21 protein-coding genes and 2 tRNA genes are annotated in these 20,006 nt (G+C 67.4%); 13 read left to right on the plus strand and 10 right to left on the minus strand.

Annotated elements, in window-relative coordinates:
* Positions 1-129: 129 nt before the first annotated feature.
* The 3 genes from DFP74_RS14060 (at position 130) to DFP74_RS14070 (ending at position 3,235) form a co-directional block, all read left to right on the plus strand.
* The gene (locus DFP74_RS14060; RefSeq protein WP_233570976.1) at positions 130-1,929 is read left to right on the plus strand and encodes a DEAD/DEAH box helicase; all 1,800 of its coding nucleotides are present in this window, start codon (positions 130-132) and stop codon (positions 1,927-1,929) included.
* Between the two features lie 2 nt (positions 1,930-1,931).
* Positions 1,932-2,495: a hypothetical protein gene (locus DFP74_RS14065; RefSeq protein WP_121182120.1), complete on the plus strand. Its 564-nt coding sequence runs from the start codon at positions 1,932-1,934 to the stop codon at positions 2,493-2,495.
* Between the two features lie 302 nt (positions 2,496-2,797).
* The gene (locus DFP74_RS14070; protein WP_121188244.1) at positions 2,798-3,235 is read left to right on the plus strand and encodes a CoA-binding protein; all 438 of its coding nucleotides are present in this window, start codon (positions 2,798-2,800) and stop codon (positions 3,233-3,235) included.
* Positions 3,236-3,275: 40 nt separating this feature from the next.
* Here the strand turns inward: DFP74_RS14070 and DFP74_RS14075 are convergent, their stop codons facing one another.
* The 3 genes from DFP74_RS14075 to DFP74_RS14085 form a co-directional block, all read right to left on the minus strand.
* A complete protein-coding gene (locus tag DFP74_RS14075; protein WP_121182121.1) occupies positions 3,276-4,013 on the minus strand; it encodes a MerR family transcriptional regulator in 738 nt (245 codons plus the stop codon).
* A gap of 73 nt (positions 4,014-4,086) precedes the next feature.
* Positions 4,087-5,688: an alpha/beta hydrolase gene (locus DFP74_RS14080; protein ID WP_233570977.1), complete on the minus strand. Its 1,602-nt coding sequence runs from the start codon at positions 5,686-5,688 to the stop codon at positions 4,087-4,089.
* Between the two features lie 265 nt (positions 5,689-5,953).
* Positions 5,954-6,838, minus strand: a complete 885-nt coding sequence (locus DFP74_RS14085) for a LysR family transcriptional regulator (RefSeq protein ID WP_121182123.1) — start codon at positions 6,836-6,838, stop codon at positions 5,954-5,956.
* On the opposite strand from DFP74_RS14085, the gene DFP74_RS34900 reads away from it, so the two are divergent.
* Positions 6,837-7,397 carry a lasso peptide biosynthesis B2 protein gene (locus tag DFP74_RS34900; protein WP_121182124.1) on the plus strand — a complete coding sequence of 187 codons (561 nt, stop codon included), beginning with the start codon at positions 6,837-6,839 and terminating at the stop codon, positions 7,395-7,397. The genes DFP74_RS14085 and DFP74_RS34900 overlap by 2 nt on opposite strands.
* A complete protein-coding gene (locus DFP74_RS14095) occupies positions 7,394-7,969 on the plus strand; it encodes a GNAT family N-acetyltransferase (protein ID WP_121182125.1) in 576 nt (191 codons plus the stop codon). Before DFP74_RS34900 ends, DFP74_RS14095 begins: the two co-directional genes overlap by 4 nt.
* 42 nt (positions 7,970-8,011) lie before the next feature.
* Here DFP74_RS14095 and DFP74_RS14100 read toward each other — a convergent pair whose 3' ends face one another.
* Entirely contained in the window at positions 8,012-8,254 is a 243-nt protein-coding gene (locus DFP74_RS14100; protein ID WP_233570978.1) for a DUF397 domain-containing protein, read from the minus strand.
* A 236-nt stretch (positions 8,255-8,490) separates the two neighbouring features.
* Positions 8,491-8,587: transfer RNA gene (locus DFP74_RS33520), tRNA-Ser, on the minus strand.
* A 308-nt stretch (positions 8,588-8,895) separates the two neighbouring features.
* Between DFP74_RS33520 and DFP74_RS14105 the strand changes: the two genes are divergently transcribed.
* The gene (locus DFP74_RS14105) at positions 8,896-9,492 is read left to right on the plus strand and encodes an SLATT domain-containing protein (RefSeq protein WP_121188246.1); all 597 of its coding nucleotides are present in this window, start codon (positions 8,896-8,898) and stop codon (positions 9,490-9,492) included.
* Between the two features lie 2 nt (positions 9,493-9,494).
* A complete protein-coding gene (locus DFP74_RS14110; protein WP_121182126.1) occupies positions 9,495-10,802 on the plus strand; it encodes a nucleotidyltransferase in 1,308 nt (435 codons plus the stop codon).
* Between the two features lie 167 nt (positions 10,803-10,969).
* Here the strand turns inward: DFP74_RS14110 and DFP74_RS14115 are convergent, their stop codons facing one another.
* Both DFP74_RS14115 and DFP74_RS14120 read right to left on the minus strand, forming a co-directional pair.
* The gene (locus DFP74_RS14115; RefSeq protein WP_121182127.1) at positions 10,970-11,452 is read right to left on the minus strand and encodes a hypothetical protein; all 483 of its coding nucleotides are present in this window, start codon (positions 11,450-11,452) and stop codon (positions 10,970-10,972) included.
* Positions 11,449-12,918, minus strand: coding sequence for a helix-turn-helix transcriptional regulator (locus DFP74_RS14120; protein ID WP_233570979.1), 1,470 nt, complete (start codon positions 12,916-12,918; stop codon positions 11,449-11,451). The genes DFP74_RS14115 and DFP74_RS14120 overlap by 4 nt, the downstream gene beginning before the upstream one ends.
* Positions 12,919-13,105: 187 nt before the next feature.
* On the opposite strand from DFP74_RS14120, the gene DFP74_RS14125 reads away from it, so the two are divergent.
* From DFP74_RS14125 to DFP74_RS14150, 5 genes are all read left to right on the plus strand, one after another.
* Positions 13,106-13,276 (plus strand): BldC family transcriptional regulator, encoded by a 171-nt coding sequence (locus DFP74_RS14125; RefSeq protein WP_121182129.1) that lies wholly within the window; start codon positions 13,106-13,108, stop codon positions 13,274-13,276.
* Between the two features lie 712 nt (positions 13,277-13,988).
* Entirely contained in the window at positions 13,989-14,720 is a 732-nt protein-coding gene (locus DFP74_RS14130) for a hypothetical protein (protein WP_121182130.1), read from the plus strand.
* A gap of 80 nt (positions 14,721-14,800) precedes the next feature.
* Positions 14,801-15,712, plus strand: a complete 912-nt coding sequence (locus tag DFP74_RS14135) for an aminoglycoside phosphotransferase family protein (RefSeq protein ID WP_121182131.1) — start codon at positions 14,801-14,803, stop codon at positions 15,710-15,712.
* A gap of 16 nt (positions 15,713-15,728) precedes the next feature.
* The gene (locus DFP74_RS14140; protein WP_121182132.1) at positions 15,729-16,337 is read left to right on the plus strand and encodes a hypothetical protein; all 609 of its coding nucleotides are present in this window, start codon (positions 15,729-15,731) and stop codon (positions 16,335-16,337) included.
* 480 nt (positions 16,338-16,817) lie between these two features.
* Positions 16,818-17,393 carry a GNAT family N-acetyltransferase gene (locus DFP74_RS14150; RefSeq protein WP_121182125.1) on the plus strand — a complete coding sequence of 192 codons (576 nt, stop codon included), beginning with the start codon at positions 16,818-16,820 and terminating at the stop codon, positions 17,391-17,393.
* Between the two features lie 42 nt (positions 17,394-17,435).
* Here the strand turns inward: DFP74_RS14150 and DFP74_RS14155 are convergent, their stop codons facing one another.
* Together DFP74_RS14155 and DFP74_RS14160 are read right to left on the minus strand one after the other, a co-directional pair.
* On the minus strand, positions 17,436-17,621 hold the full coding sequence (locus tag DFP74_RS14155) for a DUF397 domain-containing protein (RefSeq protein ID WP_121188247.1): 186 nt from the start codon (positions 17,619-17,621) through the stop codon (positions 17,436-17,438).
* Between the two features lie 14 nt (positions 17,622-17,635).
* The gene (locus tag DFP74_RS14160; RefSeq protein WP_233570980.1) at positions 17,636-18,493 is read right to left on the minus strand and encodes a helix-turn-helix transcriptional regulator; all 858 of its coding nucleotides are present in this window, start codon (positions 18,491-18,493) and stop codon (positions 17,636-17,638) included.
* Between the two features lie 244 nt (positions 18,494-18,737).
* On the opposite strand from DFP74_RS14160, the gene DFP74_RS14165 reads away from it, so the two are divergent.
* Positions 18,738-19,181, plus strand: a complete 444-nt coding sequence (locus DFP74_RS14165; protein ID WP_233570981.1) for an ATP-binding protein — start codon at positions 18,738-18,740, stop codon at positions 19,179-19,181.
* Between the two features lie 632 nt (positions 19,182-19,813).
* Here the strand turns inward: DFP74_RS14165 and DFP74_RS14175 are convergent.
* Positions 19,814-19,889, minus strand: a tRNA-Lys gene (locus DFP74_RS14175).
* Positions 19,890-20,006: the final 117 nt, after the last annotated feature.

The raw sequence follows: 20,006 nt of genomic DNA on the forward strand, positions 1-20,006 counted from the left end.
CGAAGGTGTTCATGCCTGCATCCACGTTTCCGAAGCCCGGGAAGCGGCCGTTTCTCGCCGTTCCCACGGGGAGTGCACCCGAGGGCCCGACCGCCCGCGCGGGCCACGGCGTGGGCATCCGCTGACGCCATGGGAACCGAGCGGAAACGCCTCGAGGCGGGATCGGGCAGCCAGGCCACGTATCTGCCCGACCGGCACATGTTCGCCCTGTGGAGATGGGCCGACGGCGCCGTGGGAGCGGCCCCGCCGGTCGGTGACGTCCAGACCGTGCCCCTGGTCGTGCCGACGCCGGACCTCGACGGGCTCACGGTGTCCGACGTCGACTGCGTGCTGGTCGAGCCGGCGCGGCTCATGGCCGTGCCCCTCGACGCGCCCGACCGGTCGGTGCGCGTCTGGCGGTCGTGGATCGCGGGCGACGAGCCGGCTCTGCCGATCGCCGCGCACGCGGTCCCCGACGCCACGGGCGTGGCCGTCACTACGGCGGAGCACGCGAGCGACGTCTTTCGCCGCACCGCCTCGGCGGAGGCGAAGATGCGCACGGCGCTCACCGCCGAGCTGCGCCCCTACCAGGCGCGCGGGGTGAGCTGGCTGCGCGAGACCATCGAGACGCACGGCGGCGCGGTGCTGGCAGACGAGATGGGACTCGGCAAGACGTTGCAGACGATCGGCTGTGTCGCCGAACGGGCCGAGAAGGGGCCGCAACTGGTGGTCTGTCCGACGTCGTTGGTGGGCAATTGGGCACATGAGATCGCACGGTTCGCCCCTGGCCTGTTGGCCACGATCTGGCGCGGCGGGCCGCTGCCCGAGGCGGACGGCGGCACGGTGGTGCTCACCGGTTATCCCACGCTGCGCACGCACGCCCCGGCCCTGGCGGGGGTCCAGTGGAGCACCGCGGTCTTCGACGAGGCACAGGTCCTGAAGAACCCCCGCACACAGGTCTCGAAGACCGCGCGAACCATCGCGGCCGACGCGCGGATCGCTCTGACCGGGACGCCCGTCGAGAACCACCTCGACGAGCTCTGGGCCCTGCTCGACCTGGTCGCGCCGCACCTGTTCGGGAACCGGACGCAGTTCCGCCGCCGCTTCGTGCGGCCGATCGCGGACGGCTCCCCGGCCGCGTCCGCCCGGCTGCGCGGGGCCATCGACCCGGTCGTGCTGATGCGGAAGAAGTCCCAGGTCGCGGGGTCGCTCCCGCCCAAGATCCACGCCGACCTCCTCTGCGACCTCACCGAGGAGCAGGAACGGCTGTACGACCGACTGCTGGAGGAGGTCATCGACGATGGCTTCGGCACTGGCGCCCAGCGGCAGACCAGGGTGCTCGCGGCCCTGACCTCGCTCAAGCAGGTCTGCAACCATCCGGGCCTGGTCACGGACGACCTCGGGGAGCTGTCGGGCAGGTCGGGCAAGCTCGACCTGTGCACCGACATCGTGGCCGACAACCTGCAGACCCAGGCCCCGACCCTCGTCTTCACCCAGTACCGGCGGACCGGAGAGCTGCTGGTCCGGCACTTCGCCGAACGGTTCGGGGCGAGTACGCCGTTCTTCCACGGCGGCCTGAACCAGCAGCAGCGGGCCGACATCGTCCGCCGGTTCCAGTCCGACGACGGGCCGAAGGTGCTCGTCCTCAGCCTGAAGGCCGGGGGCACCGGGCTCACACTCACGCGCGCAGCCGACGTCATCCACTTCGACCGGTGGTGGAACCCGGCCGTGGAGGCCCAGGCGTCCGACCGGGTCCACCGGATCGGCCAGACCCGCCCGGTCACCGTCACCACCCTGACCACAGGGACCACCGTGGAGGAGCACATCGCGGCCATGCACGACCGCAAGTCCGCGCTGTCGGACCTCGCCGACATGTCCAGCGTCGCCGAGCTGGCCCGCCTGGACGACGACCGCCTCATCGAGGTCCTGCGCCGGAAGCGGGTCGACTGACCATGGCCGACCACGACTACGGCTACACGACGTGGGGCAAGGACTGGGTCCGGTTCGCCGAGTCACTGCGCCAGACCCGTCCCGAACGCCGGCTGCCGAGCGCGCGGCGTCTGGCACGCGGCGGGAAGGTGCAGACCGCGTTCGACGGCCGGACCGTGCGCGCCGTCGTGCACCACGGCCGCAGCCCCCGGGTGGTCACCGTCGAAGTCGCGCCGATGCCCACGGGGACGACGGCCGAGATCTCCCGTCGGCTGAGCGGCGCCCGGCCGCTACTCACGGACGATCTGTACCGCGCGATCGCCGACGCGGGCCATCCGCCGGCGCCGGTCCTCGACAGCGTCGACTGCTCCTGCCCGGCCGCGGCCCCGCGGTGCGTCCACGAGCTGGCCGTCTACTACGACATGGCACGGCGCATCGACGACGACCCCCGCATCGCCCTCGACGTACAGGGCTTCTTCCGCACCGCGACGGCGGGCAGTAGCCAGGGGAGTGCCGAAGCGTCGGCGCACCGCTGGATCGCACTCCACGCCCTCGATCCGGCCGCCTACTTCACCACACCCGAGTGATGCGCTCGGCCTGAGCATGAGCGGCGGATGCCGACTCCCGAGAGGAAACCGGTCCCGGCCGAGGCGGGGAACTCCGGAGAGGTTCAGCGCAGAGTCGATCGGCCGCCCCATGGCTCACCTCCTTCGCTGACTTCGAGGACCTCCCCGCCCTGTGGTGGACCATGGCGAACCGTCCTGGCCTGGACCCCGGTGACCTGAACCAGAGTGCCCTCCGAAGGGAGCGACCGCTCCGGCGCCTTCCGCTCCGTGGCGCCTTCCGCTCCGTGGGAATCGGCGGCGCGTCGGGGATGTTCGGGATCGACATGACCGAACCGTGGCTGGACCCGAAGACCATCGACCGACTCCTCGACGACACCAGCACCTGGGCCGTCGTCGGCCTGTCGAACGACCCAGGGCGCACCGCCTACCCCATCGCCCAGTTGCTGCAGGCCAAGGGCAAGCGGATCATCCCGATCCACCCCGGTGCCGCCGCCGAGGGCAAGGACGTCCTCGGTGAGAGGCCCTACGCGACGCTCGCCGAAGCGGCCGCCGAGGCCGGTCCCATCGACGTCGTCGACGTCTTCCGCCGCTCCGAAGCGGCCGGTGAGTTCGCCGACCAGGCCGTCGCGATCGGCGCTCGCGGTGTGTGGTTCCAGCTCGGTGTCCTTGACCAGGAGGCTTTCCAGCGAACGACCGACGCCGGTGTGCCGATGGTCATGGACACCTGCCCCGCCATCGAGTGGGGCAAGCGCGGCGCCTGAGCCCTCGGGAAACAGGGCTCAGGCGGACCCCGGGCGCCTCCTACTTCCGGGGTCCGCCTGACGGGTCCTCGCCCAGGAGGAGGATCGCGCGTCGCAGGACGTCGCGCTGGGCCTCGTTGTAGAGGTCGTTGACGGCCCGTGCCGCCGTCTTCATGACCTCGGCCCGGGCCATGGTCAGTCGCGGTCCCGGGTCCTTCATCCAGGGGAAGTCCCTCTGGTGCTGGGCGATGGTCCGCGCCACCTGTTCGGCCAGGCGCCGCCGGACGTCCTCGCCCGCGTTGGGAGGCAGGGTGTTGATCTCCTCGTCGAGGTCGGTGGGTTCGGCCTCGATCATGCTCTTGAGGTCACGCATCGCCTTCTCGTCGTAGAACCTGGACGAGATCGCGAGGACCGCCCGGTCCGCCGGACTCAGCCGTTCGGCGACCGAACCGAAGTCGGTCGGAACGTCGATCGGAGTCCGGTCGTGCAGCAGTACGGCCAGTTCGGCGCGCGCCCGCTGGAGCCGTTCGATGCCGACGGCGAGCTCGGCGTCGAGCACTCGCAACGCGTCGGTGACGTGGCCCGGACGGTCCCCCATCTGCTCCACCTGCGTCAACGGAACGCCGAGCTCGCGCAGCCGCCGTATCTGGATGACCCGTGCGAGGTGCCACGACCGGTACTGCTTGTAGCCGTTGCTCCGCCGCTCGGGCTCGTCGAGCAGCCCGACCCGGTGGTAGTGGCGGATGGTGTTGACCGTCGTGCCCGCCATCTCGGCGAGTTCGCGCGTGCTCCACCCCACGGTCGGCTCCTCCCATCGGCGTCCCCTGACTCGGATCCCCGCTGTGACGCTACGGCAGGCCCCGCACGGTGTGTCACATCGTGCAGGTCGCGCCCTCCTCGGGCACTTCGAGGTCGATCAGGTACGCGGCCGCGGCCTGGTCCACGCACTCGTTGGTCCCGAGGCTGACGATGCCGTGCCCTGTGCCCTCGACCGTCAGCAGCGCGCTTCCGAGCGTGTCCGCGAGCTCGATGCCGCCCGCGTGCGGGGTCGTCGGGTCTCCGGTGATGGACACCACGAGGGTGTCGGGCAGGCCTTCGACGCCCTCCGCGTAGGGGAACCCGAGGTCGGGCTCGGCGGGCCAATGCTCGCACCCGTCCCGCGCCCCGTCGGTCACGTCCACGCCCGGGTCCATGAAGGGCGCGTGGGCGTACGTCGACTCGCGCAGCTCGCCTCCCTGTTCCGGGGTCAGGCGCTCCTCGTCCATGCAGTTGATCGCGTGGTTGGCCTCGGTCGAGTTCGGCCACGCTCCGTCGGGGCCGCGCATGCCGAAGTCGTAGATCAGCTGCATCAGGGCGTCACCGCGTCCCTGCTCGACCTCGGCGATGCCCTCGATGATCCGCGGCCGGCTCTGAGTGGTGTAGAGCCCGGCGATCACCCCGCCGACCGCGTCGTCGAAGTCCAGTTCCTGGCCCAGCGCGGGCACCGGGTCGTCCTGCAGGGGCCGCACGATCTCCTGGAACTTCTCCGTCGCCTGCTCGGGATCGGTGCCCAGCGGGCAGTCCGCCTCGGCCGCGCAGAAGGCCGCCATCTCATCGAACGCCCCCTGGAACCCCGCGTAGGCGTTCACGCGGCGCTCGAAGCTGCCTTCGAGCGGGCTCATCGCCCCGTCGAGCACCATCGCGCGCACGCGGTCCGGGAACTGTTCGGCGTAGACGCTGCCCAGCCGGGTGCCGTAGCTCTGACCGAAGTAGGTCAGCCCCTCCTCACCGAGCGAGGCCCGGAGCACGTCCATGTCGCGCGCGGTGTCCCGCGTCCCCAGGTGCGGAAGGACCTCGGGCCCGCCCGAGCCCTCGGCGCAGCGCTCCATGATCGCGAGGGTGTCGTCCTCGGTGAACTGCACGGTGGTGCCCTGTGATCCCAGCGGCACGACCCCCGTGTCCGCCTCCTCGTCGGTGTAGCAGTCCACGGCGGGCTGTGTGGCGCCGACACCGCGCGGATCGAAGCCGACCAGGTCGAAGCGTTCGGTGATGTCGCTCTCCGCCAGCCCCGCGAACGCCAGAGCGGCGCCCACGACCCCGGATCCGCCCGGGCCGCCCGGGTTGTAGACCAGCGATCCCATCGAATCGCCCCTGGCCGGCACCCGTATCACCGCCACCGACGCCCGTTCGCCCTCAGGCTCCTCGTAGTCCAACGGCACCTCCATGCGCGCGCACTCGGCGCTGGGCGCGAGGTCCAGCAGCGAGGCCTCGATGTCCGTCGTCGTGTAGTCGGCGCAGTCCTCCCAAGCCAGTTCCTGCTCGTAGAAGCCGTCCAGATCGGCGCTCGGGGATCCGGTGCCGGTCCCTTGCCCGTCCGGTTGCGCCGGAGCGCACGCCGCCAGGACCCCTGTCAGCGCGAGCACGCTGATCCCGGCTCCGACCCGGGTCCGGTGCCGCCCCGGCCCGGTGTCCCTCTGCGATGTCCGATGTTCCACGTCTGCCCCTTGGATACGACCAACACTTCGGTCGCAAGCAGACACCGTGTTCCTGGAACAGGGTCAAGCCCGTTCCACCAGGTCTCACTTCCACGGCAGGTGGGTGCGGACGGAGCGCCCGCCCGTCCGTTCGGGACTCCGTGGCCCCTGGGCAACGAGTCGGAACTCCGTGGCCCCTATGCAACGAGGCGGTGCTTCCCGCCGCGCGCGTGCCCGGCGCGGTCGCCCTCACCGGAACCGGCTGGATTCCACCCATAGGACATCCCTATGAAGCCTGATCGGCGTAGGCGCGGGCGGTGTCGATGAAGGCCCGGGCCGCGGGGGTCAGGCCGTCGGAGCGACTCACGAGGGACACCTTCAGATAGGTGGTGGGCCGCAGTGTGCGCACCTGTGCGCCCGCGCTGCGCGCCAGGGTCGTCCAGGAGGAGGGCACCACTGCGTGGCCCACACCCGCCAGGACCAACGGCAGGACGGAGGTGCGGTGCGCCACCTGGGCCGTGATCCGCACCCGGGCCCCGCCGGCCAGCAGGTCGTCGACCAGGGCGCGCAGCAGGCTGCCGGGTGGGGAGACCACCATCGGCCGCTCGTCCAGGTCGCCGGGCTTCACCGTGCCGGGCAGGTCCGCCCCGGCGGGGGAGAGCAGCACCAGCTGCTGGTGCTCCAGGTGCAGTACGGACAGGTCGGCCGTGCGGACAGGGCCGGGGGAAGCGAGCAGGCCCAGTTCCGTCGCGCCCGTGCGCACACTCTCCATGACCTCCTCTCGGGTAAAGGCCGCCGCGATGTCCACCAGCAGGCCCGGATGGCTCGCCTGCAGGGACGCCGTGAGCGTGGCCAGCGGCTCTATCCCGGGTGAGGGCGTGGTGACCAGGTGGACCCGGCCGCGCTGGAGCCCCTGGACGGAGTCGATGACCGCACGGGCGGCCTCGACGTCGCGCAGCACCCGGCGTGCCGGTTCGACGAGCTGTCGGCCGGCGTCGCTGAGCACGACGCCCCGGCCGACGCGGTGGAACAGCTGGACGCCCAGTTCGCGCTCCAGGCCCGAGATCGCCTGGGACAGCGAGGGCTGGGCGATGAGCAGGTGCTCGGCGGCACGGCCGAAGCCGCCCTGGTCCACCACGGCCAGGAAGTAGCCGAGCCGTCGTACGTCCATGACGCCTCCTTCGTACATCGATAGGCAGAGCCTATGGAAGGTCGAGAAACGCCGTCTTGGACGTGACCTGGGCGACGGGCGGCATGTGGTGGCGGGTGGGCCCCACGTGATCGCGGAGCGGCTGTTAGGGCGGAGCGGCTCAGGTCGGCCTTGGCCCTCACCTTCGAGTCAGGGTCAGGAAGCGCTGAATTCTGTAACGCCTAGCCCACGGATTGGCCGACGGCGGTTTCGGATGAGGCGGATGCTCCGGCTCGTGGAGGCCGCGTCCCGACGGCATCACCGTCCAGCCGATATGCACGAGGCTGAGAAAGCCGTGCATGCGGTACGGGATCTGGGCTTGTTCTCGCCTGTGCATGTCGCGTGCTTGGAAGAATCGGTGGCCGCGGTGCTGATCCTGGCCATGCGCGGGCACGGAGCGTGCTGGCGCCACGGGGTGGTCGCGGATCCCATCCGACTGCACGCCTGGATCGAAGTGGAGGGCTGGCCTGTGGCGGAGCCGGACAGCACACAGCGGTGCGCCGCACTGCTGACCATTCCCAGCATGGAGGAGAGCACGTGAGTGAACCCCTGATGTGGCTTCGAGGGGACAAAGCCGGGATCGGCCCGTTGCGAGCCGATCTGGCGGAGGAGTACTGGCGGTGGGAGCAGTCGATCCTGACGATCGTCGGCTACAACCGGCAGACCCCGCAGCCGATGGAGACCACCCGGGAGATCCTGGTCGAGGGCTACGGGCGTGCTTCGGATCGGGAGCTGCGGTTCACCGTCTACGACCTGAGCGGGGACGAACCCCGTCCCGTTGGGCTGGCCCAGGTCTACGTCGATCCGATGCGCCGCAACGGGGAGTACGTGGTGGCCATGGGGGAGTCCCGAGGGAAGGGCGTGGGCAGTGAGGCGACCCGGCTGGTGCTGGACTACGCCTTCCACGTGACCAACCTGAGGTGCGTGTACCTGACGGTGATCGAACCTAACGCCGGGGCGATCCGCGCCTACGAGAAGGCCGGGTTCAAGCGACAGGGGATACGGCGCAACTCCAACCAGTGGTTGGGCGAGACCGTCAACGACGTGCTGATGGACGCGATTCCCGAGGACGTTCCGTGGAAGTCCCTGGTGAAGGCTCAGTTCGCAATCTGAAACGACGGCTGTGTGCCCGCGGCTGGGCGGGCACACAGAGGTTCAGGTCCTGGGGGAGCCGATCCCCGAGAGGAAGCCGCTCCAGGCCGCGGCGGGAAACTCCAGGGAAGCCAGGTGGGGGTTCTGGCTGTCCCGGATGCCGGTGACGGTGCCTTCCGAGACCTCTACACAGGTCCCATGGCCGTGTAGGTGGGGTGCGCCGTTCGCCGGGCATGCGGTGGTGCCGGTCTGGTTTGTGTGTGACGGGCCTGGAATGTTGTTTGGTGCGTGCCGCCGCCCCCACAAGGCCTAGTGCGGCATTCGGGCGGCTGTGGCGCGTTGGTGGGCGCGCACAGGCTGTGTGCCCGGCGCTGGGGCGCTGGTGGGTGTGCATCCGATCGAGGGCGAGGTTCTCGGGGACCTCGTGAGGTGGGTTGCACTCGTCTTGCACCACGGAGCACACCAAGAGGATTTCCGAGGTCCGGGGCATACGAAAACCCCAGGTCGGTGCACTGTGAATGTCCTCTGACCTGGGGTTTCGGTGGTAGGGCCCCAGGGGATCGAACCCTGAACCCGCGGATTAAAAGTCCGCGCGATCCTGGGCATTTCGCCCGACTATGTGGTGATTCGCTCTAGCCTGCCCGAGCACAGTCGTGCCATCAGAGGCCACGGAAGACCACCGGCGACTACCGGATTCCGAAACACTGGAGCCACAGCGGAGCAAATTCGACCGTCTGCGCGGCGCGGGTCAGGACCGGCGGCTATCCGTAGCGCTCCTCTTCGGAGCGCCTGTCCCATCTTCGACGCGCGCGGCCCCATGTGTCGGTGGTGCGATCCATACTCGAAACACGTGCAGCAATCGTCGTTGGTCGTCACTCTTCCGGGAGGTAGGGGCCGGAAGGTTCCCTACTGTGTGCACCCTCCTAGGCGACGAGGATCGGAGCGACATGACGCATGAGCAGACCCTGGCACCCGACCGCGGCCGCTACCTGCTCGCGCAGGTGCGTGAAGCATTCGGGCGAGTGGTCTACAGCCACAAGACGCACGAGAAGCAGGCGGACATCTGCTTTCGCCGACACAGACTGCAGCAGGCCGCGCTGATCGTCCTCACGGCGATCAGCTCCGGCACCTTTCTGGCTGCAGTCGTCGGTGCGCTAGGCAACCCTGTACTGACTAGTCTCGCGACCTCCTTCATCGCGCTCTTGGTCACAGGGATCAGCCTCGCCACGAAGACCTTCAAGTTCTCGGAGGAGGCCGACGCGCATCGTGACATCGCATCACGGCTGTGGGACGTCAGAGAGTCCTACCTATCGCTGATCGCCGACCTGATGTCGGACGCTGTGTCCTACACGGAGGCAAGGGAGCGTCGCGACGAGCTCCAGGCGACCACGCACGCCGCATACACCGACGCACCCAGGACGAGCTCGAAAGCATACGTCAGGGCTAGCGAAGGTCTCCAACGCAACGAGGAGTTGACGTTCACCTCCCACGAGATCGACCTCTTCCTGCCCGAGACACTCCGACTCCATGCAAACGAGGGGTGACCATGAAGACCTCGGAGATCTTCGACGCCCTGCTCGAGAACCTCAAGGTCGGCGACAACGCCGACAAGGTCGCTTCGCGCAGAGACGAGATCACGAAGGCACTGAACAAAGACTTCAGATCCAAAGACGGATGCACCGATTACAAGCTGATGGTGGGCTCCTACGGCCGGCACACCGCCATTCGTGGTATATCCGACCTGGACATGATCTTCTTCCTTCCGCCCGTGCTGCGCTCGAGCTACCACAGCAAGACGGGACCGCGGAGGACCCTCAACCGCGTCCGGGACGACTTGCAGGCGCGGTACCCGAAAACCGAGGTCCGCGTCGACCAGTGCGTCGTGCGCGTGCAGTTCAACAGCAACGAGTTCAAGTTCGAGGTCCAGCCAGCCTTCGAGAACTCCGACGGCAGCTTCGACTACCCGGACACGGTCGCGGAGAGCTGGAAGCTCACGAAGCCGCGTGATGAGATCAGAGCGACCAAGACGTGCAACGACAGCACGTCGAAGAACATGCGCCACCTAGCGAGGATGGCCCGGGCGTGGAAGAACGCAAATGGCGTGGTCATGGGCGGCCTGCTCATCGACACCCTGGTGCACCGCTTCTTCTCGACAACCGATGACTACGGCTCGGCGGGGACGGGCTCGTTCGACGTCATGGTCCGCGACTTCTTCGGATTCCTCAAGGACGAGCCGGACCAGGACTACTACCTGGCGCTGGGCAGCAACCAGCGAGTGAAGGTGAAGGCCCGGTTCCAACCGAAGGCTAAGAAGGCCTACCAACGCTGCCTCGAGGCGATCGAGGACGAGGGAAAGGCGGCTGTCAATAAGAAATGGCGAGAGGTCTTCGGGACGTCCGTGCCGCTAGCCACCAGCAAAGCCTCCCGGGCGTCCGAGGACACCGAGGAGTTCGTTGAGGACCGGTACCCAGTCGACATCTCTGAGTCGGTCACCATCGACTGCAAGGTCACGCAGGACGGCTGGCGTCCGATGTGGCTTCGGGCGATGAGGCGATACGGAACCCTGCTCAAGGCAGACAAGGACTTGGAGTTCGTGGTCACCGAGTGCTCGGTCGAACAACCGTACGTGTTGAAGTGGAAGGTGCTGAACCGAGGCCCGGAGGCCGAGCGCAGGGCCATGATTCGGGGGCAGATCATCGACTCGAGCCGACCGAACGTCCGGGTCGAGCGCACAAACTTCAAAGGAGAGCACGTCGTCGAGTGCTACGTCGTGAAGGATGGCGTCGTCGTCGCACGGAACCGCGTTGACGTGCCCATCAGTAACACGAGTGGCTCGGCACCGGGCCTTTCATGATCATCTCCCTGTCGAGACGGGGCCTGACGTCCATGTGTGATCTCAGGAGATCCTTGACCACTCGTTCTCCAACACCTAGGACCATCGTGCGGCATGATCACTGGTGAGGCGGTGCCCGGGAATTCGGGGCCGGCGCGGATCAACAGATACTGATTGGGGTTCTGCTGTCAGTCGCGTCGTGCGCCTACGGGCCAGACGACGTCGACAGGCACTCCGCGCGTGCGCGCGGCTTCGACGGCGTCACCGGTACCGCCCTTGCCTCCGGAGGGCTGGCCGTCCCAGACGGCGAACAGGCGGTCGATCGTGCCGAGGACGGTCTCGTTGGCTGCCTCGTAGGCGGCTCGTCCGGCGGTCCGATGGGGCATGTAGCGCACCAGGGCCGAGCGCATGAGCAGACCGTCGAACTGTTCGAGGTTCTCGGGCTTGACCTTGGCCTCCCGGTAGTCGACTGAGGGCAGGACGACCTCCAGTGCCCCGCCGGCGTCGAGTACGGCCTCGGCGAAGAGCTGGTCGGCACCGCGCGCCAGGCAGGACAGGCCGACGAGGTCGCTGTCGGTGTACGGGGTGAGGGCATCAGCCAGGGCCTTCTGGACGATCGGCACACTGTCTGCGGACAGGTTCGAGTGACCGGTGATTCCGATGCGGGTCACGTCAGCTCCTTGAGGTTCGATTGCTCGGCCAGCAGCGTATTGGACAACTCACCTCGCACCTCCGCGACAGCGGGGTTTCGGTGGTACGCGGCGGATTCCTTGTGCCAGTCGTTCAGCCGTCGCCTGACTCTTCCTGATCCGAGCGTGCGTTCGATCGAAGCGGCTTCTCGGATGTTTCGAGCCGCTTCCTCAGGCTCGTCCAGCAGCAAGTAGGTCCGTCCGAGACCCACCAGGTCGAACGCTCGGTTGCGGTTCTTGGACGGGTCCCGGAGGCGGAGCGCCTGCTTGATGTAGACGGCGGACAGCCTGGCGTGCTCACGCTTGGCCACGCGGTCATCGAGTTGGGAGGCGAGGTCCCGATATCGGGCGCCGACGACTCCGGAGAGTTCCGCGTGGTCGAAGTTGCGGGCCCACGTCGGGAGGTCGTCCTCTGTGCCTTCACCAAGAAGGTCTTCTGCTTGGGCGACGGTGCGGTGGTAGGCCTCGGTGAGCCCCATACGCGCGTACGACCAGCCCTCCCTGGTGCGGAGAATGGCGAGGACAGGAGCCGGCGCTGGACAGGCGCGGGCGCCGTCGAGGGCCAGCCGCGATATTTCCAGAGCGTCCTGCGGCCGGTTCACGTCCAACATCTGTCGTGACATGTCCGCGAGGACCCCGACTCCATAGAGCCGGTGTTCCCGCCCGGCCTGATGCACGGCCCGGAGGGACGCGGTGTAGTACTGCTGTGCGGTCGGGTGGTCGCCCGCGTCGTAGGACATCGCGGCAATGATCTTGGACAGCTCAGCCATCACCACGAACAGCCGGGACTGCACGGTAGGGGGTTGAGGTGTCTCGATGAGTTCCCCGACCTCGGAGAGTTGGCCCACGACGGCCTTGCGACGGATGCCCATGCGCCACCGGTCGTCCCAGTGACGCAGTTCCGCGGTCGCCGCTTCGATCCGCTGGAGTTCTGACTCACCGAGCGTGCCTCTGTGCGGGCCGACCAGGTGCGAGCCCGGTAGAAGCCAGTGTTGCAGTGTCTCTGTCAGCGTCGAGCCCACGAAGAGGGCTCCGCCCACGGCGAGGGCGTCTCTGCGTTTCATCAGGTCCTTCAGAGTCATCTCGGCGATGTCCTGCAGTGTTCTTGGCGCCGACCATAGATCACCTGACTTCGGCATGGAGGCGTTGCCTCGAGTTTGGCCACGGAGGTATATCGCCTCGGAATGGGCGAGCCCGAGAGCGCGCCTGGGCTCGTTCGGCATCGAGAGGCCGTCTGCGATGCGCTGCCAGCTACGGAGGGCGGTCACCTGACGTTTGCCCGACATGATCGCGCTGACGTGCGGCTGTGCCATGTCGATCGCCGCACCGATCTTGTGTTGACTTGCTCCGGTGTACTGCCGGAGGAGCCGCAACAGAGCGCCTGCGTCCTGACCAGACAGTGCCGCAGCGACATCGGCGCGCGTCCAGAACGTGGCCGGCACGGCCATCTGTGAAGGGTGCGAGGGCTCGCGCATACATACCGCCAGTGGATATCGGTACGGGATTCCGGGGGAACGGGCTCACGACGTTACATCGAGTTATGCGGTTCCTACCCGGAAACGCACACGATCCTTGGAAGGGCCCAGAAACGTGACCCCAGGTGACTTCTCATCCGCTGAGATCCACGAGCCGCCTATGACCCCGTCCGAGGTCGCCACGCTGTTCCGTGTGGATGCCAAGACAGTGACTCGATGGGCCGACGAGAGGCGTTTGCCCAGCTTCCGTACTCCTGGCGGGCACCGCCGCTTCCCCGCTGGCGAAGTCCGCTTCCTCCGCTTTCAGAACTTCACCCCGGCTACGGGATGAACAGCGGCTGCTCACCCCTGACGGGGCCGGGGTGAGCAGCCGCTGATGGCCCACCGGTCCGCCTGGGCTGGGAATCCGGGTGCGACGTGCGTCGCCGTGGCGAGAGGTTCGACTCTCTTCCCTGATCGATCCCAACCCCGTTCACGGATCGCTAGTTACTGCTCGTGAAATAGACGAAGGGAGCGCGAAGGTGGTCGCCCGGCACATCCACACACGACACGGAGGTCTTCCGCAACGGCGCTGGCCGACAATGCAACATCCTGTTACGGACGACCCCCCGCTGCTGCGTGCTTACGCCCTGCAAGGTGAGTGGGATGCCGCGTCGGCGATGGCGACCCGGAAGGCTCTAGCAGCTACCCACCACCAATCACTGAAGGTTCTGGGTCGCATCGCTGTCGACCAGGCCAGGGCTGACGCCGACGCCCGCTGGGAGGCGCTCTCGGCCAGCCTGCCCCGCGACACCTACCCCGAGGGACTCGGTGAACTCGCTGATGCCGTGCGCCGGTTGATAGCTGTCCGTCCTGATCTCGCCCACGGCACCGCAGACCCTCCCAGGTCTCGGCCTGAGGCCCGTCGCGGGATGACCTGATCAACACCGGAAAACCACAGACTCGGCCCAGAACCCGCTGGGGGAAGGGCTCCATGGGCACCTCTGAAAAGACCGATTCCGACCATCTCTCTGCCCATATTGCTTGGAGAAAGGACGTAGGACATGACCGTCACTCTCGCCCCGTTCACCGTGAACCTGGTCGACCACCGCTTCGACCCCCGGTGGAACCGCATCCCCGGCTTGGAGGTGAAGGGCGCTTCCCTGAGCATCGAACCCGACGACTACTTCTTCCGTCTGGAGTCCACCGGCTGGCGAGTCATCGACTGGGACACCGTGACCACCGAAATGCTGCCCGTCGAGGAGTCTTCCGACCTGGCCCTGGAGCAGAAGGCGCTCACCTTCATCTCCGACCACGTCCGCACTACCCACGACCCCGCCGAAGTCCTCGCCATCGCCTGGAACGTCTACAGCTACCTCTTCCGAGAGGAACACCTGCCCACGCTCGACGTGCCCGGCATCACCGCCGAGCACCTGCGCATCCTGGCGGAGGTCTCGACGCTGACCGCACTCAACAAGGTCGACCAGGATGGCCGGATCTCCATCGTCGGTCCTGCCTGGTTCTTCGGCGACACCGCCCGCGTCGTCTACGACCTGGACGAGCCCACGGTTCAGGCCCTGGACGAGGTCTTCCACGGCGGTCTGTTCAACGAGAACCGCCGCATCGAGTCCGTCAAGGCTCACACCGCTCTGGGGGGACGGCTCGTCCACGGCTGCCAGTCCACGCCCTCTCAGAAGGGCGGGGTCGTGGCCGCCTACGGCACCCCCATGGACAGGTTCCGCGACGAGCTCGCCCAGTTCCGAGATGCCTGGATCACCGCGGTGCGCTCCTTCTGATTCCACGATTCACGTCCTGAACCGACTGGGGTCCTCTCTGCCAGAGGACCCCGGTCCCCGATCCCAGAACTGGAGGAACCATGGAGCAGCCAGAGATCGACCGGCTTCGTCGCGAAGTCACCGACAAGATCGGACTCGAACCCTTCACCGTCGATGTCCTGCACAGTTGGGCGTTGTCCCACGTTGAACGCCTCACGGTCCCCGGTGCCGGCACGGTGATCTTCAAGTGCGCCACCGAACCCTTCACCCACGAAGACGAGGCTCTGACCAGCGCCTGGCAAGCCGGTGTGGACGTCCCGCGCCTGCACGCCTCATCCCGGGGAGCGACCACCCTGGGCATGCTCTTGGAAGACCTGGGACAGCCGCGACGGCAGGCAACCGAGATCGACGGCGTGGCCGCAGCCGTGCAACTTCACTCGGCCGCGATCCCGGACTTCCTGGCACCGGGGGACAGCTCCTGGCTGACCTCACTTCCCAGCCGAGCCCTGCGCACCTTGAAGGTGCTCCGCGAAAACGACCGGTGGACAGACACCGACGACATCGCACACACCCTGGCCATGCTCCAGAAGGCCGCGCCCACCCGGGCCGAAGGAGCAACGAAACCGCCCTACGGGTGGGTGCACAGCGAGTTCCACCCCACCAGCTTGCTCGTCGGTTCGGACCGCACCTACATGTACGACCTGGCGCGTGCCTTCCATGGCCCGGGACTGCTCGACCTGGCTTCCTGGCACGGCACGATCGAACCGGCCAATCCCGCTGCTGTCCGCCACTTCCTCGAACGGTACGTGGAGGCGGGCGGACCCGAAGAGGCCCTGCACACCCGTGGCGGGCTCACCGCCCAGAACTGGGCCCTGGGCTGGCACCGGGTCTGGATCGTCGAGTGGTACCTCGCCCAAGCGGCCCTGTGGATCTCCCACGCGCCTGACGATCAGATGTACGCGCGCGTCGTGCGCGCACACCTCGTCGAGGCCGCCGAACTCCTCAACGTCTGAACAACAAGGACCGGTGATGGCAGCGCTCCCCCCGTACCTGCTTCTCGACGTCGACGGAGTCCTCAACCCCTTTCCCGGCCCCGGAGGCTCCCTCCCTCCCGGGCACCGCCCCCACCGGGTCCCGTTCAACGGCCACCCCGGTGTTCCCGTCTGGCTCAATCCCGATCACGGCACCTGGATCACCGCGACCCGAGCGCTGGGGCTGGTGCGCCCGGTCTGGGCGAGTAGCTGGATGGGCGAGGCGGACCGCCTGATCGGTCCCCGCCTCGGCCTTGGACCGGTCCCGTATATCGACCTGGGCGACCCCGGAGCCCTGGCCCGACACCCGCACGGCTATCTGTGGAAGCGTGACCCGGTCGGCGCCTGGGCCGCCCAGGAACCACTTGTGTGGATCGACGATGACTTCGCCCAGCCCGACCACGATTGGGCCAGGGAACGCGCCATCAACGGGGTTCCCACACTTCTCATCCAGCCGGACCCCTACCAAGGGCTCCAACGCGGCCACATCGACGCCGTACGACTGTGGGCCCTCGCCGTCATCAGGAACTCGCATGAGAACGGAGCCAACGGTGCCCGCCCCCACCCTTCATCAGTCCCGGATACTGCGCACGCCCCAGGGCTCTGACGTGCCGATTGACGGGGCTCTGGTCCCGTTCATCTCCCGCCTGTGGGGGATGGGCATGAGAACCCGGTCGAGTTGCCAGGACTATGGGGACCTGCTGGCGATGTCCGTGCCGGGCCTGCCGGCCGGCGATCAGCGCTGGATCGATTTCTACAAGGGGCGCGTCTGGGTGGAGTTGGAAGCAGGGCACGCTGAACAGCTCGTGGGCCTGCTAAGCCGGGACAGGGAGCTGCACATGGCCCTCGCGCAGTGGGGACTCCCAGAATCCTGGACGTGTGTCCGGCCGATCCTGCCCGACCTCACGGGAGGCCCGGCCAGGACCGCTCCCAGCGCTCACCTGTTTTTTCCCCGGAGCGACGTGAAGCGAGTGGTCGGCGTCCTCGAACAGCTGGACGGGCCCGCTGGCCGAACGTGAGTATGCGCTGTCCTATGGAAGTTGCGGTGCGCCGCACTGCTGACCATTCCCAGCATGGAGGAGAGCACGTGAGTGAACCCCTGATGTGGCTTCGAGGGGACAAAGCCGGGATCGGCCCGTTGCGAGCCGATCTGGCGGAGGAGTACTGGCGGTGGGAGCAGTCGATCCTGACGATCGTCGGCTACAACCGGCAGACCCCGCAGCCGATGGAGACCACCCGGGAGATCCTGGTCGAGGGCTACGGGCGTGCTTCGGATCGGGAGCTGCGGTTCACCGTCTACGACCTGAGCGGGGACGAACCCCGTCCCGTTGGGCTGGCCCAGGTCTACGTCGATCCGATGCGCCGCAACGGGGAGTACGTGGTGGCCATGGGGGAGTCCCGAGGGAAGGGCGTGGGCAGTGAGGCGACCCGGCTGGTGCTGGACTACGCCTTCCACGTGACCAACCTGAGGTGCGTGTACCTGACGGTGATCGAACCTAACGCCGGGGCGATCCGCGCCTACGAGAAGGCCGGGTTCAAGCGACAGGGGATACGGCGCAACTCCAACCAGTGGTTGGGCGAGACCGTCAACGACGTGCTGATGGACGCGATTCCCGAGGACGTTCCGTGGAAGTCCCTGGTGAAGGCTCAGTTCGCAATCTGAAACGACGGCTGTGTGCCCGCGGCTGGGCGGGCACACAGAGGTTCAGGTCCTGGGGGAGCCGACCCCTGATAGGAAGCGGTTCCAGGCCGAGGCAGGGAACTCCAGGGAAGTCAGGTGGGGGTTCTGGCTGTCCCGGACGCCGGTGACGGCGCCTTCCGAGACCTCTACACAGGTCCCGGCCTCGTTGCTGTAGCTGGACTTGTGCCAGGGCTTCGTCGGGATGCTCATCTGTGGGACCTCGTTCATGCGTCGAGTTCGGTGATTCGGGTTCGGATCAGGTCGCGGGAACGCTCTTGGGAGATGGCCGCCGCTCGGAGGTGGTTCGACCTCAACTCGTGGTGTTGCACATCCTCATGCGCGTCGAACAGCAAGCCCTGCGGCGGGACGTCCACGTGTCCGACGCGGTCGTCACCGATCCACAGTAGGCAGAATCCGTAGTTCAGGCTCATGCCCTCGGATTGGGGGAGGACCTGGAGGTCGATCCTGGAGTGGTCGCTCAGCTCGAGGAGGTGTTCGAGCTGGGTGCGCATCACCTTGGGGCCGCCGACCTGGCAGGTGAGAACCGGTTCGTCGATGACCCACCACATCTGCGGGGGAGCTTCGCGATAGAGGATGTTGCGGGTTCGCTCCACGCGGGCTTGCAGCCTGCGCTCTCGTTCGGCCTCGTCGGGCACCGCTCCGCGAGACATCAGGGCTCGAATGTAGTCCGGGTGCTGGGCCAGGCCGCTGAAGAGCCCGAGGGTGTACTCGAAGATCTGGTCGGCCTCGTACTCCAGCGGGTAGTACGCGCCGCCGGGGACATCTTCGTAGGCGTTCCACCAGGCAGAGGAGCGGTTGCGGCTGGCGGCCTTGGCGATGTGGGCGAGTTCCTCGCGCAGGTCGTCAGGTGCCGTGTAGAAGCGGCAGAGGGCGTCGATCTCCGGGCCGCTGAGACGCTTCCACTTGCCGTTCTCGATACGGGAGACCTTGGACTTGTGCCAGCCCATCTCCTCAGCGGCCTCCTCCTGCGACAGGCCGGTCCGGGCACGTAGTCGCTTGAGCTGGCTGATCAGGTAGTGCCGCCGGGCGGGGGAGCCCTGGACCGGAGTGCCCTCGGGCATCTCCACCTCCTGTCGTCGCTGTGCTGGCGTTGTCATCTTCCCACTGACAGAGAAGCACGCATCATTACTCATTGTACGCAAAATAACTTGCTGCACTTGTAATTTGCGTTGTTGCAAATCATGATGGACGCAAGCGGGCTAGCGCCGGATGGGTGACGGGTCCCGCTGTGTCGATTCGGTGTGGACGTGGGCGAGGTGGTGCTCGATGGACGGCGTCGTGTGTTCCTGGATGAGGCCAAGGCCGGTGGACGTGGGTGTGGCCCGTGGTCTGGTCGATCAGGCGCTGGTGGCGGCCGAGGTGGGGGAGGCGGGGCGTGGTGCGGCTCGGCTGGCTGTGAGCGAGGCGTTCACGAACGCCCTCGTCCACGGTCGGCCCGAGGTGAGCGTGGAGGTGTGGGCCCGGCCGAGCTGCTACGCGGTGGTCGAGGTGTACGACACCGAGGCCACCGTGCCGGTCTTTCCTCGGGGGTGGGAGTTGGCGGAGGCCGTGGTCGAGCACGGGCGCGGACTCGGGCTCATTCAGGTGTTCACCCACGAGGTGTGCGGTGCCTATCGCTGCGGTGAGGGCAAGCGGGTGTGGTTCGCGGTGGCACTGGACGGCGGCGATCTCCATGCCGATGAGGTTCGTCGCCTGGTCGAGGAGCGGGCTCGGCGACGGGCTGGTGGGGGCTCGTCCACGGCTGCCTGACTTCGGTGGTCGTAGCTACAGGAAGCGCAGTTCCGGACTCACCGGGACCATTGACACCCGTGACGCTGCGACTCGGTGATGGGCAGAGAGCGATCGAGGAAGAGGGGAAGGGACTGTGAGTGAAGGTCGTGGGCGGCGTCGAAGGCGTCACCGGGGAGCGCGCCCGTATCTGGTTCGGCTTGATGACCGCGTGGGCGTGGTGCGGGAGGCCTTGGTGCGGATGCCGGTTCGTTGGGGGTCGGGTGAGCTTGAGGAACTGGTCGGCCTCGTGCGCATCTGGCAGGCGTTCCGGGGCAGTGCAAGGTGAGGGCTCCCACTGACGTGTCGAACGCACGCCGTTGACCTGCGAGAACGCGGTAGCGGATTTGTGGTCCGCTGGTAGGGGCGGGAACCTGGCCTTCACCCTGTGCGGAGCGAGCGGTTCGTTTGTTCCGAAGGAGCTGAAAGCCCTGCGGGGTAAGGGGTTCCGGAATCAAGACGCTCTGGTGGAGATGCGTGTGTGCTCCGAGGTGCTTGGCGTGGCGTGGAGCACGACGGAGGCTGAGGAGCACACCAGGAGCATTTTCGAGGTCCGGGGCATACGAAAACCCCAGGTCGGTGCACTGTGAATGTCCTCTGACCTGGGGTTTCGGTGGTAGGGCCCCAGGGGATCGAACCCTGAACCCGCGGATTAAAAGTCCGCTGCTCTGCCAATTGAGCTAAGGCCCCGCACGGTGGCCGTCGCGAGACGGTCCGTTGCCGGAGAGAGTCTACCGCAGAGGTGAGAACTCGGGATCGCCCCACGGGGCGGAGGGTTCGAGGGGTTCGCCGCCCACCACGCGCAGC

This window comes from Nocardiopsis sp. Huas11 (assembly GCF_003634495.1).
Taxonomy (GTDB): Bacteria; Actinomycetota; Actinomycetes; order Streptosporangiales; family Streptosporangiaceae; genus Nocardiopsis.

Bases quoted from the DNA above. Each gene is read 5' to 3' on its own strand.
- DFP74_RS14070 (WP_121188244.1), top strand. From the start codon at position 2,798: ATGACCGAACCGTGGCTGGACCCGAAGACCATCGACCGACTCCTCGAC.
- DFP74_RS14160 (WP_233570980.1), bottom strand. From the start codon at position 18,493: ATGCCCGAGGGCACTCCGGTCCAGGGCTCCCCCGCCCGGCGGCACTAC.
- DFP74_RS14135 (WP_121182131.1), top strand. From the start codon at position 14,801: ATGGAGCAGCCAGAGATCGACCGGCTTCGTCGCGAAGTCACCGACAAG.
- DFP74_RS14125 (WP_121182129.1), top strand. From the start codon at position 13,106: ATGACCCCGTCCGAGGTCGCCACGCTGTTCCGTGTGGATGCCAAGACA.
- DFP74_RS14060 (WP_233570976.1), top strand. From the start codon at position 130: ATGGGAACCGAGCGGAAACGCCTCGAGGCGGGATCGGGCAGCCAGGCC.
- DFP74_RS14110 (WP_121182126.1), top strand. From the start codon at position 9,495: ATGAAGACCTCGGAGATCTTCGACGCCCTGCTCGAGAACCTCAAGGTC.
- DFP74_RS14140 (WP_121182132.1), top strand. From the start codon at position 15,729: ATGGCAGCGCTCCCCCCGTACCTGCTTCTCGACGTCGACGGAGTCCTC.
- DFP74_RS14155 (WP_121188247.1), bottom strand. From the start codon at position 17,621: ATGAGCATCCCGACGAAGCCCTGGCACAAGTCCAGCTACAGCAACGAG.
- DFP74_RS14085 (WP_121182123.1), bottom strand. From the start codon at position 6,838: ATGGACGTACGACGGCTCGGCTACTTCCTGGCCGTGGTGGACCAGGGC.
- DFP74_RS34900 (WP_121182124.1), top strand. From the start codon at position 6,837: ATGACGCCTCCTTCGTACATCGATAGGCAGAGCCTATGGAAGGTCGAG.
- DFP74_RS14120 (WP_233570979.1), bottom strand. From the start codon at position 12,918: ATGGCCGTGCCGGCCACGTTCTGGACGCGCGCCGATGTCGCTGCGGCA.
- DFP74_RS14065 (WP_121182120.1), top strand. From the start codon at position 1,932: ATGGCCGACCACGACTACGGCTACACGACGTGGGGCAAGGACTGGGTC.
- DFP74_RS14130 (WP_121182130.1), top strand. From the start codon at position 13,989: ATGACCGTCACTCTCGCCCCGTTCACCGTGAACCTGGTCGACCACCGC.
- DFP74_RS14105 (WP_121188246.1), top strand. From the start codon at position 8,896: ATGACGCATGAGCAGACCCTGGCACCCGACCGCGGCCGCTACCTGCTC.